The following is a 12902-nucleotide window of genomic DNA, read 5'->3' as shown; positions in this document are numbered from 1 at the left end:
TCCATGTCGGGGCCGCCCAGCGAAACGTTGCACGCCAGTTGTGTTGTCGTCTCCGGGCGCGGCCTCGTGATTCGCGGCGCCTCGGGCAGCGGAAAATCCGGTCTGGCCCTGAGCCTGATGGCATTGGGGGCCAGGCTGGTTAGCGATGACCGCACCATTCTCTCCCGGCAGGGCGATGGGCTGATCGCTTCCGCTCCCGCGGCGATCGAGGGGCTGATAGAGGCGCGCGGCCTCGGCCTGCTCGGGGCGGCGCCTGCCGGGCCCGCTCCGGTGTTCGCACTTGTCGATCTGGACCTGCCCGAGGACCATCGCCTGCCACCTATGCGCAACATTTCGATACTGGGATGTGATGTCACCTTGCTTCTGCGCAGTGAAACACCACATTTTGCGGCATCTTTGATGCAGTTTCTCAGGACCGGACAGCGCAGGGTATGACAAAGGACAGTTCCAACAACCCGTTTCGGCTGGTACTGGTCACCGGTCCCTCGGGGGCTGGACGATCGACGGCGATCCATGCGCTCGAGGATTTGGGTTTCGAGGCGATCGACAATCTGCCGCTCAGGCTGGTGCCGCTGCTGTTGGACGGGCCGACCCCGCCCCGCCCGCTGGCGCTGGGAATGGATCCGCGCAACCGAGAATTCTCGGCCGAAGGCCTGTTGGAGCTGATCGAGACGCTGTCATCGCGCGCTGATACCGAATTGACCGTGCTTTATCTCGATTGCCGTGACGAGGTGCTGCTCAGGCGGTTTTCCGAAACCCGTCGCCGGCATCCGTTGGCGCCGGCGGAGAGCCCTGAGACCGGGATACGCCGGGAGCTCGGGCTGCTGGCCCCGCTGCGCGAGCGTGCCGATACGCTGATCGACACCTCGGACATGAACGTGCATCAGCTCAGGGAAGAGATCGAGCGCTGGTTTGCTCCGGATACCGGCCGGGCGCTGGCGCTGACGGTGCACAGCTTTTCCTACAAGCGCGGGCTGCCGCGGGGCATCGACATGGTATTCGACTGCCGTTTTCTGTCGAATCCCTATTGGGTTCCTGCGTTGCGCGCGCTCGACGGGCGCGATCCGGCGGTGGCCGCCCACGTTGCCGCCGATCCGCTGTTCGCACCCTTCTTCGACCGGGTTCTGGATCTCACCCGCTTTCTGCTGCCCGCCTACACTCAGGAGGGGAAGGCGCATCTTTCCATCGCTTTCGGCTGTACCGGAGGGCAACATCGCTCGGTCATGCTGGCCGAAACGCTGGTGAAGGCCCTTGCAGAGGACGGTCAGCAGGTGTCAATTAGGCACCGCGAGCTGGATAGCCAGCGGAACGGATAGGGACTGAATGATCGGGATTGTCATTGTCGCGCATGGGGGGTTGGCCAAGGAATATCTGGCCGCCATCGAACATGTGATCGGCAAGCAGCCGGGCATGACCGCGATTTCCATCGAGCCGGAGCATGACCGCGATGGCAAGCAGCGCGAGATCTGTGCCGCTGCCGACGCCGTCGATACCGGCGACGGGGTGGTGCTGGTGACCGATCTGTTCGGGGGCTCTCCCTCGAACCTCAGTCTGCGGGCCTGCACGCCGTCGGATCGTCGCATTCTCTATGGGGCGAACTTGCCGATGCTGATCAAGCTGGCGAAAAGCCGCCAGTTGCCGATCGGGGATGCGGTTCGCGGTGCGATGGAAGCCGGACGCAAGTATATCAACAGCCGCAATATCAGCCTTAACGACGCCTGACGGACCAAATGACCCGACGCACATTGAAAATCGTGAATGAAAAAGGGCTGCATGCCCGGGCTTCCGCCAAGCTGGTCGAGGTGGTCGAAGGCTTCGATGCCCGGGCTGAGGTCTCCCGCGACGGGATGACCGCGGGTGGTGACAGCATCATGGGGCTTTTGATGTTGGCAGCGTCCAAGGGAACGACTATTGACGTTGAGACGACGGGGCCGGACGCCGAGGCGCTGGCCGCTGCGCTGGAAACATTGGTCGCCGACAAGTTCGGCGAGGATTATTGAGCGCGCCCGCGCGCCCGGCGTCTAGATAAACGGGAACAGGCACATTGGTCGAGACTGCGCATAACAGCAATTCGGGGCTTTCCGCCCAGGCAGGCGCGTCCGGGGTCGAGGCCGAGGGCGAGATTTACGATCGCCGTACGCTGACCTATTCGAGTTCCTTCGATGACCGTTGGACCTCCTTGGCGATCAAGGCGATCGAATGGGTGACGGGCAAGCCCAGCATCCTGAGGATGGTCAACAAGTTCGAAAAGCTGAACGCCGATTTCCGTGGTCAGAAATTCTGGCGCGGCGCGCTCGACGTGATGGGGATCGACCTGCAGACGCCGGCGGAACAGATCGCCAATATCCCGAAGGAGGGACCTGTCGTGGTGGTGGCCAATCACCCGCATGGCATGGTCGACGGTATGATCCTGGCCGAGCTGATCGGCCGCACCCGGCTTGATTACCGCATCCTGACCCGCTCGGTCCTGACTGGCCTTGACGAAGCCGCGACCTCCTTCATGATCCCGGTGCCTTTCCCGCACGATCCCGACGCGCAGCGCAAGATGGTCGAGATGCGCGGCAAGGCGATGACGCATCTGGCCGAAGGCGGGGTGGTCGCGCTGTTCCCCTCGGGGGTGGTGATGTCCTCGGACAGTTGGTGGGGCCCGCCGGTCGAACGCGAATGGCATGCCTTCACCGCCAAGATGATCCGCAAGTCGGGCGCCAAGGTGGTGCCGATCTATTTCCCGGGCCGCAATTCGCGCGCCTATCAGATCTCCTGCCAGATCTCCCCGATCCTGCGCCAGGGCCTCTTGCTGCATGAAATCGTGCGGGCCTGTCACAAGCCGCAGGCACCGGTGATCGGCAAGGTGCTGACCGACGACCAGATGGCGCCGCTGCAAAAGGACCCGCGCGGCTTCATGGCCTGGTTGCGGAATTACGTGCTGGAGCTGGACCAGCACCCCGACCGGCTCTGACCGGGCGGTTTCGGCCTTTTCTGGCTATAAATATCCCGGGGTGCGGGGCAGGGCCCCGCTCCTGTCGCCCGCATCCATTCCCGTCGCCCGATAGAAAAAGGGGCCCGTCGGGCCCCTCTGTGTCATGTCGTTGTGACCCCGGCGGTACTCACCGCGTCGGCACCGGTTCCTCGCCGCGATAGTCGTAAAAGCCGCGCTTGGTCTTACGGCCCAGCCAGCCGGCTTCGACGTATTTGGTCAACAGCGGGCAGGGGCGATACTTGGTGTCGGCCAGCCCGTCGTGCAGCACGTTCATGATCGCCAGGCAGGTGTCCAGCCCGATGAAATCGGCCAACTCCAGCGGCCCCATCGGATGGTTGGCGCCCAGCTTCATCGCCTCGTCGATCGACTTCACGTTGCCGACGCCCTCATAGAGCACATAGACCGCTTCGTTGATCATCGGCACCAGGATGCGGTTCACGATGAAGGCAGGGAAATCCTCGGCCGAGGACGCGGTCTTGCCGATCCGCTCGACCACGCCCAGGCAGGCCTTGTAGGTCGGCTCGTCGGTGGCGATGCCGCGGATCAGCTCTACCAGCTGCATCACCGGCACCGGGTTCATGAAATGAAAGCCCATGAACTTTTCCGGTCGGTCGGTGCGGCTGGCTAGCCGGGTGATCGAGATCGAGGAGGTGTTCGAGGTCAGGATCGTGTCGGGCTTCAGATGCGGCTGTAGATCCTCGAAGATCGCCTGTTTCACCGCTTCCCGCTCGGTCGCGGCCTCGATCACCAGATCCGAGGCGCCGATATCCGCCAGGTCCAGCGTGGTCTTGATCCGCCCCAGCGCCGCCTCCATCTCCGCCTCGGCCATCTTGCCGCGTGACACCTGACGGGACATGTTCTTGCGGATGGTCTCCATCGCCCGGTTCAGCGCGTCTTGGCTGACGTCCGACATCACCACATCGTAACCGGCCTGGGACATCACATGGGCGATGCCGTTGCCCATCTGCCCGGCACCGATCACCCCGATTGTCTGAATGCTCATGAACCTGCCTTTCATCGCGTTGTCGTGCAGACCATACCGGGAGGCGGGGCGCGCGGACAAGAGGCGGCGAACGCTTCAATTTGTTTCAAATGCTTATGTTACAAATGCTTATGTTAGCCGAATCGCAACCCTGTGGGCTGCAGGGTAATAGCCTGCCGAAACTCCCCGGGGGGCGAGATGAGCTATCAGAATTCAGGTGCCGGTGTGCTGGATCAACAGGTCTGCCGGCTGTCGGGCTCGCAGCTTTGGGTTCGTGGTCCCTGTGTGGTGCCCAAGGCGCCTTATGTTGCCTTTCTGGGGGGGAGCGAAACCTTCGGGCGTTTCGTCCAGGCCCCGTTTCCCGCGCTGGCACAGCCTTTGGTGGGCCGCGCTTGCGTCAATCTGGGCTGTGCCAATTCGGGGCTCGACTCGCTGTTGAACGATGCCGCCGTGATGCGCGTGGCTGCGGCGGCAGAGACGGTGGTGCTGCAGCTTTGCGGGGCGCAGAATCTGTCGAATCAGTATTATCGGGTACATCCGCGCCGCAACGATCGGTTCCTTGCCCCGTCCGATCGGCTTGCCGCGCTTTACCCAGAGGTGGATTTCACCGAATTCCATTTCACCAAACATCTGCTCAACACGCTGCTGCGGATCAGTCCGGATCGGTTCTCGCAGATCCACAGCGCGTTGCGCGATGTCTGGCTCGACAGGATGGAACGTCTTTTGCGTGCGCTGCAGGGGCGGGTGGTGTTGCTTTGGCTGCGATATCCCGAAGAGGCCAGTCAGGAGGTCGGCGGTGGGCTGGGGGCGGATCCATTGCTGGTCACCCGGGCGATGATCGACCAGGTGGTGGGCGGTGGTCTCGGCCTGATCGAGGTGCCGGTCGTTGCGGCCGCCGCGCAGGCGGGGGAAATGGAGCGCATGGTCTATGGCCCGCTTCAGGCGCCGAGCGCGGAACATATGCCTGGGCCGGCAATGCATCGCCTGATTGCCGAGCGGGTGGCAGAGCGTTTGTGCGAACTGGGCTGAGCGCGGTCATGAAAAAGGCCCGCCAGAGCGGGCCTTTCAAAGTGTCTTTCGCCGGCGCCCCTTCATGCGAAGAGCGCCAGCAGGGCCGAAGAGCGGCTCAGAGTTTTTCGGTGAGCTCGGGGACCGCCTGGAACAGGTCGGCGACGAGGCCGAAGTCCGCAACCTGGAAGATCGGGGCTTCTTCGTCCTTGTTGATCGCGACGATGATCTTCGAATCCTTCATGCCGGCGAGGTGCTGGATCGCACCGGAAATGCCGACCGCGACATAAAGCTCGGGCGCGACCACCTTGCCGGTCTGACCGACCTGCCAGTCGTTGGGGGCAAAGCCCGAATCCACCGCCGCGCGCGAGGCGCCGACTGCGGCGCCCAGCTTGTCGGCCAGGGCTTCGATGATCTTGAAGTCCTCTTCCGAGCCGACACCGCGACCGCCGGAGACCACGATCTTGGCTGAGGTCAGTTCGGGCCGGTCAGAGGCCGCAACCTTGTCCTCGACCCATTCCGACAGGCCGGGATCGCCAGGGGCGGAAACAGCTTCGACTGCCGCAGAACCGCCTTCGCCAGCGGCGTCGAAGGTCGAGGTGCGGAAGGTGATCACCTTCTTGGCGTCCTTCGACTTCACGGTCTGGATCGCGTTGCCGGCATAAATCGGGCGTTCGAAGGTGTCGGCGTCGACCACGCCGGTCACATCCGACAGCACCATCACGTCCAGCAGCGCCGCGACCCGCGGCATCACGTTCTTGGCGTCAGTGGTCGCCGGTGCCACGATGTGGCTGTAATCGCCGGCCAGGCTGACGATCAGCGCTGCGGTGGCTTCGGCCAGGCGGTGGCCCAGGGCGGGGTCTTCGGCGACCAGCACTTTCGACACCCCGTCAATCTTGGCGGCGCTCTCTCCGGCGGCGGCGGCCGAGGCTCCGGCGCAGAGCACCGTCACATCACCCAGAGTCTTGGCGGCATTCACCGCCTTGGCGGTGGCATCCAGCGCCAGCGCGCCATCGGTCACTTCGGCAAGCAGCAGAACGGCCATCACACGATCCCCTTCTCTTTCAGTTTCGCCACCAGCGTGTCGACGTCGGCGACGATCTCGCCTGCCTGACGGGCCGCCGGTTCGGTGGTCTTGACGATTTCAAGGCGCGGGCTGACGTCGACGCCGTAATCGGCGGCCGTCTTCTCGTCCAGCGGTTTCTTCTTCGCCTTCATGATGTTGGGCAGCGAGGCATAGCGCGGCTCGTTCAGGCGCAGGTCGACAGTGACGATGGCAGGCATCTTCACCTTGATGGTCTGCAGCCCGCCGTCCACTTCGCGGGTCACGACGGCGCTGTCGCCTTCGATCTTCAGCTCGCTCGCGAAGGTGGCTTGCGACCAGCCCAGCAGCGCCGAAAGCATCTGGCCGGTGGCGTTCATGTCGTTGTCGATCGCCTGCTTGCCGGCCAGAACCAGGCCAGGCTCTTCGGCTTCGACGACTTTCGCCAGAATCTTGGCCACTGCCAGCGGCTCGATGTCCTGATGCACGTCATCGGCGGCAACCACCAAGATTGCCCGGTCGGCCCCCATCGCCAGCGCGGTGCGCAGGGTTTCCTGGGCCTGCTTCACACCGATCGAAACCGCAACCACCTCAGAGGCCGTGCCCGCTTCCTTCAGCCGGATCGCTTCCTCAACCGCGATTTCGTCGAACGGGTTCATCGACATTTTCACGTTCGCAAGATCGACACCCGCGCCGTCCGCCTTGACGCGGACCTTCACGTTATAGTCGATCACGCGCTTGACAGGCACCAATACCTTCATATGCGTTGCTCTCCTTGGTTGTTTTGCCCAAAACAGTCAGGGCGGCTCATGGGTTCCGACATGTGTTAGCCTCTGTGTTGCGTGGAAAACAGAGGAAAATCGACAGGATTTGGTACAGAGACGCCGCGTTTAGATGTTGAATTGCGGAAATGCCGCAAACGCCGGTTCGGCGATGCGGTGGCGATGTGGGAAGCTCAGCGGTTGGCCCCCGGTATCCAGAGGACATCATCGGCGCCGCCGCCATTGGCGGTGCGTGCAGCGACGAAGAACCAGTCGCTCAGCCGGTTGAGATAGCGAACGGCCTCGGGATTCACCGTCTCGTGCGCGGCAAGCTCCACCGCCGCGCGTTCGGCTCGGCGCGATACGGTGCGGCAGACATGAAGCTGGGCCGCCAGCGGCGCCCCGCCGGGCAGGATAAAGCTGCGCAGCGGCGCAAGAGACGCGTTCATCGCGTCGATTTCGGCTTCGAGCCGGTCAACCTGGGCGGCGATGATGCGCAGCGGCGGATAATCCGCCTGGGCATCCTTCTCCATCTCCGGCCGGCACAGATCGGCGCCGAGATCGAAGAGATCGTTCTGAATGCGGGCCAGTGCCGTATCCATTTCCGTGTCAGAGGCGGCCAGCCGAGCCACGCCCAGAAAGGCGTTAAGTTCGTCGACGGTGCCATAGGCATCGACCCGGGGGGAATATTTGGGCACCCGGGTTCCGTTGCCAAGCGCGGTGTCGCCCTTGTCTCCGGTGCGGGTGTAAATCTTGTTGAGCACGACCAAGGGTCAGACCCCTCCCTGGCGTTTGAGATAGATGTAAAGCAGGATCAGGAGAACCGCGATCACCTGCAGCACGATGCGAAGCTGCATCAGCTTGTTGGAATATTTCGCGTTGAAGGCGCCGCCCTTGGCGAAACCGCCGATCCCCAGCAACAGCACGACCGCAACGGCCAGCACGGCCAGCAGTACGATCAGAAACAGCGGATCTCCCATTTTGCCCTCGCTTGGCTCTCCTCTGGCGTGACATGTAAGCCAGTGAGGGCGCAAAAGCGAACCGTTTTTCAGATCCGGCGGATCAGCCAGTCGGTGGCGCGTGTCGACAGCAACCGTCGCAGGTAGCCGCTGAGATAGGTGGGAATGGTCACGTAATAGCGTGGATGGGGGTGTTTCGCCTCGAGCGCGCGAATCAATTTCCCGGTGACCGCGCGCGCGGGGAGTTCAAAGCGGTCGGGGCCGGTGGCCTCATACATGCGCGGGATCAGCTTGGCTTCGTAATCCTTGCGGCGGGGCGAGGATTGCCAGTCGATGAAGCGTTCGAAATAGGCGCGACCGTTGATGCGGAACTTGGTGCCGATGGGACCGGGTTCGATCAGGACCACCTGGATGCCGGCGTCGCGTAATTCGATCCGCATGGTGTCGGAAAAGGCTTCCAGCGCGTGTTTGGTCGCCGCATAGGCCCCGCGCCAATGCATATAGACCAGTCCCAGAGACGAAGAGCACTGCACGATGCGCCCGTGCCCCTGGGCGCGCATTACCGGGATCACCTGGCGGGTCAGTTCATGCCAGCCGAAGAAATTCGCTTCGAAGATCTCGCGCAGCCCCTCGGTCGGCAAATCCTCGACTGCGGCGTTCAGCCCGTGGGCGCCGTTGTTGAACAGCGCGTCGAGCCTGCCGCCGGTGATCTCGAGTACCTGCGACAGCCCGGCGGCGATGCTGGCGGTATCCGTGTAGTCAATGCGCGGGCTGTCGAAGCCCTGGGCGCGCAGCCGGTCGCAATCGCGCTGCTGGCGGCACGAGGCGAAAACCCGCCAGCCCCTTTCTCGCAGCCCCATCGCGGCGTCGTGTCCGATGCCGGACGAACACCCGGTGATCAGGATGGTTTTCTGCATCGCTTGCCCGCCTTTGATCCTGTGGTCCTGGTAAGCTATGGGCGGAAATCCGCGCCGGGGCAATCCGTGGGCCACGCCGCAGGGGAACACGGTGCGCGACAGGGCGAATTTCGGGCCCTCGCCTGCCTTTTCTTCGGCAATTCGCTGCCGCGTCGCTATATGTCGATATATGGAATGCGCCAGGGGGCTTTGGTCGGCTCAGGGCGCTTTGCGGCTGACCAGAGAGGCCGCAACCCAGCCGAGCCTGCGATCCGGGCCGCGCAGGCGCAGCCAACCGGTGCCGGAGTCGCCCAGCACTTCGACCTTCTCGCCAAGCTGAAGCCGTGCGATCACAGGGTAGATGGTGCCCGGGCCGTCCCGCATGTTGACCCGGAGCCCGGTGATCTCACGGATGTCGGCGGTGGTCTCCTGAATGTCGGGGGTGACCTGCGCAGGTTCGGCCGGCGGGGGGGCCTGGCGCAGCCCGGCCGCAGCCTGGGCCAGAGACGTGAGCTCAAGGCCGCCGAGAGGGCCGGAAAGGCCGGTGCGCAGAGGGCTCTGTGGGGATGGCTGTGTCGGGGCTGGCGCGACTTTCGCGGCGACGGTGGCCGGAGGCGTCGCCTCCGCGCGGGTGGCAATCTGGGTGGTCTGGGCGGTTTGAGGGCGGGCTTGGGGCGTGTCTGCTGGCGCTGGCCGGTGCGGCACGAAATCCGCGCCGCCGCTGAGTTCGTAGAAAACCCAGGCCAGCAACAGAAAGGACAGAACGATAAAGCGCCGCATGGGGGCAACATACCCCATTCGCCGATTCGCGATAGCGGGAAGCTCTGTGAGGTTTTCCCATTCCGGGGTGTCGTGGTGATCGGGCGGCCGGACGATCCGGTCGGCGGTTTTCGCCAATCATTCCTGTGGATAGCTTCTCGGCTTGTCGTCGGGGCCGCTTTACGCCCGCCGCGCGCACGCGTATCACAGGATCTATGAGCGACGTTATCGACGACCCCAATATGCAGCCGCCAGACGCGGGCCAGGAGACGGCAGAGCCGCTCCGCCGTGCCATTGGTGATCGCTATCTGACCTATGCGCTGAGCACGATCATGCACCGGGCGCTACCCGATGCACGAGACGGGCTGAAGCCGGTGCACCGCCGAATCCTCTACGCGATGCGGCAGTTGCGGCTGAATGCGACCGGGGGGTTCCGCAAATCCGCCAAGATTTCCGGCGACGTGATGGGCAACTATCACCCGCATGGCGATGCCGCGATCTATGACGCGATGGCGCGCCTGGCGCAGGATTTCAACGTCCGCTACCCGCTGGTCGACGGTCAGGGCAACTTCGGCAACATCGACGGCGATAATCCGGCGGCCAGCCGGTACACCGAGGCGCGGATGACCGTGGTGGCCGAGGCGCTGCTGGAAGGGTTGGACGAGGACGCGGTCGATTTCCGCGACAACTATGACGGCACGCTGAGCGAACCGGTGGTGCTGCCGGCGACCTTCCCCAATCTTCTGGCCAATGGCGCCAGCGGTATCGCTGTGGGGATGGCGACCAATATTCCGCCGCACAATATCGCCGAGCTTTGCGATGCCTGTCTGCATCTGATCAAGTCGCCGGGCGCCGATGACGATACCTTGCTGAAATATGTGCCCGGCCCGGATTTTCCCACCGGCGGCACCATTGTCGAGCCGCGCGAGAGCATCGCCCAGGCCTATCGTACCGGCCGCGGCGCCTTTCGTCTGCGGGCGAAGTGGGAGACCGAGGATCTGGGACGCGGTCAGTGGCAGATCGTGGTCACCGAAATCCCTTATCAGGTTCAGAAATCCAAGCTGATCGAAAAGATCGCCGAGCTGATCCAGACCAAGAAGATCCCGATTCTGGGCGATGTCCGCGATGAGAGCGCCGATGACATTCGTCTGGTGCTGGAACCGAAGTCGAAGAACGTCGATCCCGAAGTGCTGATGAACATGATGTTCCGCAACTCGGATCTCGAGGTGCGATTCAGCCTGAACATGAACGTTCTGATCGACGGGGTGACGCCCAAGGTCTGTTCGATGAAGGAGGTGCTGCGCGCCTTCCTCGATCACCGGCAAGAGGTGCTCTTGCGCCGCTCGCGACACCGGCTGGCCAAGATCGACCATAGGCTTGAGGTGCTGGAAGGGTTCATCATCGCCTTCCTCAACCTCGACCGGGTGATCGACATCATCCGCTATGACGATGATCCCAAATCGGCACTGATGCGCGAGGATTGGGCGATCGACCATCCGCGGGCGATGTCGGAGAAGGATTACCGCACTCCGCTGCCCGGCGAGGGGGAGCTTTCCGAGGTCCAGGTCGAGGCGATCTTGAACATGCGCCTGCGGTCTCTGCGGCGCCTGGAAGAAATCGAACTGGTGCGCGAACGCGATGCGCTGATGGAAGAACGCGCCGGGCTGGAGGATCTGCTGGAGGACGAAGGCCTGCAGTGGGCACGGATTTCCGATCAGATCAGGGATACCAAGAAGGCCTTTGGCAAGGATTACGAGGGCGGCGCCCGCCGTACCGTCTTTGCCGAGGCGGGCGTGGTCGAGGATGTGCCGATCGAGGCGATGATCGAGCGCGAGCCGGTCACCGTGGTCTGTTCCAAGATGGGCTGGATCCGGGCGATGACCGGCCATATCGACCTGACGCGTGAGCTGAAGTTCCGCGATGGCGACGGGCCGCGATTCATCTTCCATGCCGAAACCACTGACAAGCTGCTGATCTTCGCCACCAACGGGCGGTTCTATACGCTGTCAGCGGCGAATCTGCCGGGCGGGCGCGGGTTGGGCGAGCCGTTGCGGCTGATGGTCGATCTGCCGAACGAGGCGGAGATCGTCGATATTCTGGTCCACAAGTCGGGTGGCAAGCTGATCGTTGCCTCGAACGCCGGTAACGGTTTCGTGGTGGCCGAGGACGATGTGATCGCGCAGACCCGCAGCGGCAAGCAGGTGCTGAACGTCAAGGACAGCGATCGCGCGCTGATCTGTCAGCCGGTGACCGGTGATCACGTTGCAGTGGTCAGTGAGAACGGTAAATTTCTGGTCTTCCCGCTGGAGGAACTGCCCGAGATGGCCCGTGGCAAGGGGGTCCGGTTGCAGAAATACAATCAGGCCCGTGGCAAGCAGGGGGCGCTCGAGCTTGATGGCGGGCTGGCGGATCTCACCACCTTCGACTGGGCTGAGGGGCTGCGCTGGCAGATGGGCGGCGGCAAGACCCGGCACGAACCGGATATGACCGAATGGCTGGGCAAGCGGGCCGGCGTCGGCAAACGTCCGCCGCATGGCTTCCCGCGCGACAACCGTTTCACCTAACTGGGGCTCGCTGCCGCGCGGAAGGTTTGCACCCGGCTGCGCGGTAGTCTATCCCGTGAGGCGACGTTCAGCTACGGAGAGATCATGATCCGCATCTTCGCCCTGCTCGCCGGTTTCGCCCTTCTGGCGGCCTGCACTGCCGCTTCTCCTGACGAACCGCTCGCGGATCTCGGGGAATTCCGGCTCGGTCACAACATCGTGGTCGCCTCCAAGGCGCAGAAGGGCCCGATTTCGCGCGACGCCACGGCCGAGGAATGGGTCACGGTGATGACCGGCGCGGTCTCCGATCGTTTCGGCCGCTATCAGGGCAGCCAGCTCTATCATCTGGGGATTTCGGTCGAAGGCTATATGCTGGCCCCCAAGGGTGTACCGGTGATCTACAATCCGAAATCGGCGCTGATCATCAATGTGACGGTCTGGGACGATGCGGCGGCGAAGAAACTGAATGACGAGGTCGAACAGTTCACCATCTTCGAAACCACCACCGGTAACACCCTGCTGATGGGGTCGGGGCGCGAACGGACCCGCGAAGAGCAGATGCAGGGGCTGGCCCGGAACGCGGTCGGTCAGATCGAGGATTGGCTGGTCAAGATGCATAAGGAACATGGTTGGTTCGACCGCCGTGAGGGCGCGGCGACCGATGCCCAGGGCGTGGCCACGGTGAATGACGTGGTGCCCTTGACGACCAACGATGCGCCCGCGATGCAGGCGCCCGCTGTGGGCGGCTGATGCAGGCAGGCCGCGGGCTGGAGTTCGGATGCGGGAGGCCTTGATTTTCCCTGCCGAACCCAATATGTGCCGCGCGCAGAGGAAACCGGGTCATTGGGACCCCACCAGTGCAAAAGGGCGCCTAAGACATGGCAAAGGAAAAGTTTGATCGTTCGAAACCGCACGTGAACATCGGCACGATTGGTCACGTTGACCACGGCAAGACGACGCTGACGGCTGCGA

General features: G+C 63.4%; 16 protein-coding genes. 9 read left to right on the top strand and 7 right to left on the bottom strand.

Going from position 1 to position 12902, the window contains the following annotated elements:
• Positions 1 to 3 precede the first annotated feature (3 nt).
• Genes G455_RS0117075 through G455_RS0117055 form a run of 5 tightly spaced genes read left to right on the top strand, consistent with a single transcriptional unit; the run spans position 4 to position 2959 of the window.
• A complete protein-coding gene (locus G455_RS0117075; protein WP_028094805.1) occupies positions 4 to 435 on the top strand; it encodes an HPr kinase/phosphorylase in 432 nt (143 codons plus the stop codon).
• A complete protein-coding gene (gene rapZ / locus G455_RS0117070) occupies positions 432 to 1316 on the top strand; it encodes an RNase adapter RapZ (RefSeq protein WP_028094804.1) in 885 nt (294 codons plus the stop codon). Before G455_RS0117075 ends, rapZ begins: the two co-directional genes overlap by 4 nt.
• A 7-nt stretch (positions 1317 to 1323) precedes the next feature.
• Positions 1324 to 1722: a PTS sugar transporter subunit IIA gene (locus G455_RS0117065; protein ID WP_028094803.1), complete on the top strand. Its 399-nt coding sequence runs from the start codon at positions 1324 to 1326 to the stop codon at positions 1720 to 1722.
• Between the two features lie 8 nt (positions 1723 to 1730).
• On the top strand, positions 1731 to 2000 hold the full coding sequence (locus tag G455_RS0117060) for an HPr family phosphocarrier protein (RefSeq protein ID WP_028094802.1): 270 nt from the start codon (positions 1731 to 1733) through the stop codon (positions 1998 to 2000).
• A gap of 44 nt (positions 2001 to 2044) precedes the next feature.
• Entirely contained in the window at positions 2045 to 2959 is a 915-nt protein-coding gene (locus tag G455_RS0117055) for a lysophospholipid acyltransferase family protein (protein ID WP_028094801.1), read from the top strand.
• 148 nt (positions 2960 to 3107) lie between these two features.
• On the opposite strand, the gene G455_RS0117050 is transcribed toward G455_RS0117055, so the two are convergent.
• Positions 3108 to 3983: a 3-hydroxybutyryl-CoA dehydrogenase gene (locus G455_RS0117050; protein WP_028094800.1), complete on the bottom strand. Its 876-nt coding sequence runs from the start codon at positions 3981 to 3983 to the stop codon at positions 3108 to 3110.
• Positions 3984 to 4160: 177 nt separating this feature from the next.
• On the opposite strand from G455_RS0117050, the gene G455_RS0117045 reads away from it, so the two are divergent.
• Complete coding sequence (locus tag G455_RS0117045; RefSeq protein WP_028094799.1) at positions 4161 to 4991, top strand: DUF6473 family protein; 831 nt, start codon at positions 4161 to 4163, stop codon at positions 4989 to 4991.
• A gap of 97 nt (positions 4992 to 5088) precedes the next feature.
• Here the strand turns inward: G455_RS0117045 and G455_RS0117040 are convergent, their stop codons facing one another.
• The 6 genes from G455_RS0117040 to G455_RS0117015 form a co-directional block, all read right to left on the bottom strand.
• Positions 5089 to 6015 (bottom strand): electron transfer flavoprotein subunit alpha/FixB family protein, encoded by a 927-nt coding sequence (locus G455_RS0117040; protein ID WP_028094798.1) that lies wholly within the window; start codon positions 6013 to 6015, stop codon positions 5089 to 5091.
• Complete coding sequence (locus G455_RS0117035) at positions 6015 to 6773, bottom strand: electron transfer flavoprotein subunit beta/FixA family protein (RefSeq protein ID WP_028094797.1); 759 nt, start codon at positions 6771 to 6773, stop codon at positions 6015 to 6017. The genes G455_RS0117040 and G455_RS0117035 overlap by 1 nt, the downstream gene beginning before the upstream one ends.
• Before the next feature lie 194 nt (positions 6774 to 6967).
• A complete protein-coding gene (locus tag G455_RS0117030) occupies positions 6968 to 7543 on the bottom strand; it encodes a cob(I)yrinic acid a,c-diamide adenosyltransferase (protein ID WP_028094796.1) in 576 nt (191 codons plus the stop codon).
• Between the two features lie 3 nt (positions 7544 to 7546).
• Positions 7547 to 7753, bottom strand: coding sequence for a twin transmembrane helix small protein (locus G455_RS0117025; RefSeq protein WP_028094795.1), 207 nt, complete (start codon positions 7751 to 7753; stop codon positions 7547 to 7549).
• A gap of 68 nt (positions 7754 to 7821) precedes the next feature.
• Complete coding sequence (locus tag G455_RS0117020; protein WP_028094794.1) at positions 7822 to 8649, bottom strand: SDR family NAD(P)-dependent oxidoreductase; 828 nt, start codon at positions 8647 to 8649, stop codon at positions 7822 to 7824.
• 198 nt (positions 8650 to 8847) lie between these two features.
• Positions 8848 to 9408, bottom strand: coding sequence for an SH3 domain-containing protein (locus G455_RS0117015; protein WP_028094793.1), 561 nt, complete (start codon positions 9406 to 9408; stop codon positions 8848 to 8850).
• A gap of 194 nt (positions 9409 to 9602) precedes the next feature.
• On the opposite strand from G455_RS0117015, the gene parC reads away from it, so the two are divergent.
• From parC to G455_RS25720, 3 genes are all read left to right on the top strand, one after another.
• Positions 9603 to 11951 carry a DNA topoisomerase IV subunit A gene (parC, locus tag G455_RS0117010; protein ID WP_028094792.1) on the top strand — a complete coding sequence of 783 codons (2349 nt, stop codon included), beginning with the start codon at positions 9603 to 9605 and terminating at the stop codon, positions 11949 to 11951.
• A gap of 84 nt (positions 11952 to 12035) precedes the next feature.
• On the top strand, positions 12036 to 12680 hold the full coding sequence (locus tag G455_RS24480) for a hypothetical protein (protein WP_229861824.1): 645 nt from the start codon (positions 12036 to 12038) through the stop codon (positions 12678 to 12680).
• Between the two features lie 128 nt (positions 12681 to 12808).
• Positions 12809 to 12902, top strand: a 94-nt coding sequence (locus G455_RS25720; RefSeq protein WP_143163231.1) for a GTP-binding protein, incomplete at its 3' end; no start/stop codon positions are given.

It is taken from the genome of Pseudodonghicola xiamenensis DSM 18339 (genome assembly GCF_000429365.1).
In the GTDB taxonomy this organism is placed as follows: domain Bacteria; phylum Pseudomonadota; class Alphaproteobacteria; order Rhodobacterales; family Rhodobacteraceae; genus Pseudodonghicola; species Pseudodonghicola xiamenensis.
Note: the sequence above shows the minus strand (reverse complement) of the source record. Positions and strands in the feature narration are given on the sequence as shown.

What these genes read in the sequence shown, in the direction of transcription:
- G455_RS0117075 (WP_028094805.1), top strand. Translation starts at nt 4, where the DNA reads ATGTCGGGGCCGCCCAGCGAAACGTTGCACGCCAGTTGTGTTGTCGTC.
- rapZ (WP_028094804.1), top strand. Translation starts at nt 432, where the DNA reads ATGACAAAGGACAGTTCCAACAACCCGTTTCGGCTGGTACTGGTCACC.
- G455_RS0117065 (WP_028094803.1), top strand. Translation starts at nt 1,324, where the DNA reads ATGATCGGGATTGTCATTGTCGCGCATGGGGGGTTGGCCAAGGAATAT.
- G455_RS0117060 (WP_028094802.1), top strand. Translation starts at nt 1,731, where the DNA reads ATGACCCGACGCACATTGAAAATCGTGAATGAAAAAGGGCTGCATGCC.
- G455_RS0117050 (WP_028094800.1), bottom strand. Translation starts at nt 3,983, where the DNA reads ATGAGCATTCAGACAATCGGGGTGATCGGTGCCGGGCAGATGGGCAAC.
- G455_RS0117045 (WP_028094799.1), top strand. Translation starts at nt 4,161, where the DNA reads ATGAGCTATCAGAATTCAGGTGCCGGTGTGCTGGATCAACAGGTCTGC.
- G455_RS0117040 (WP_028094798.1), bottom strand. Translation starts at nt 6,015, where the DNA reads ATGGCCGTTCTGCTGCTTGCCGAAGTGACCGATGGCGCGCTGGCGCTG.
- G455_RS0117035 (WP_028094797.1), bottom strand. Translation starts at nt 6,773, where the DNA reads ATGAAGGTATTGGTGCCTGTCAAGCGCGTGATCGACTATAACGTGAAG.
- G455_RS0117025 (WP_028094795.1), bottom strand. Translation starts at nt 7,753, where the DNA reads ATGGGAGATCCGCTGTTTCTGATCGTACTGCTGGCCGTGCTGGCCGTT.
- G455_RS0117020 (WP_028094794.1), bottom strand. Translation starts at nt 8,649, where the DNA reads ATGCAGAAAACCATCCTGATCACCGGGTGTTCGTCCGGCATCGGACAC.
- G455_RS0117015 (WP_028094793.1), bottom strand. Translation starts at nt 9,408, where the DNA reads ATGCGGCGCTTTATCGTTCTGTCCTTTCTGTTGCTGGCCTGGGTTTTC.
- parC (WP_028094792.1), top strand. Translation starts at nt 9,603, where the DNA reads ATGAGCGACGTTATCGACGACCCCAATATGCAGCCGCCAGACGCGGGC.
- G455_RS24480 (WP_229861824.1), top strand. Translation starts at nt 12,036, where the DNA reads ATGATCCGCATCTTCGCCCTGCTCGCCGGTTTCGCCCTTCTGGCGGCC.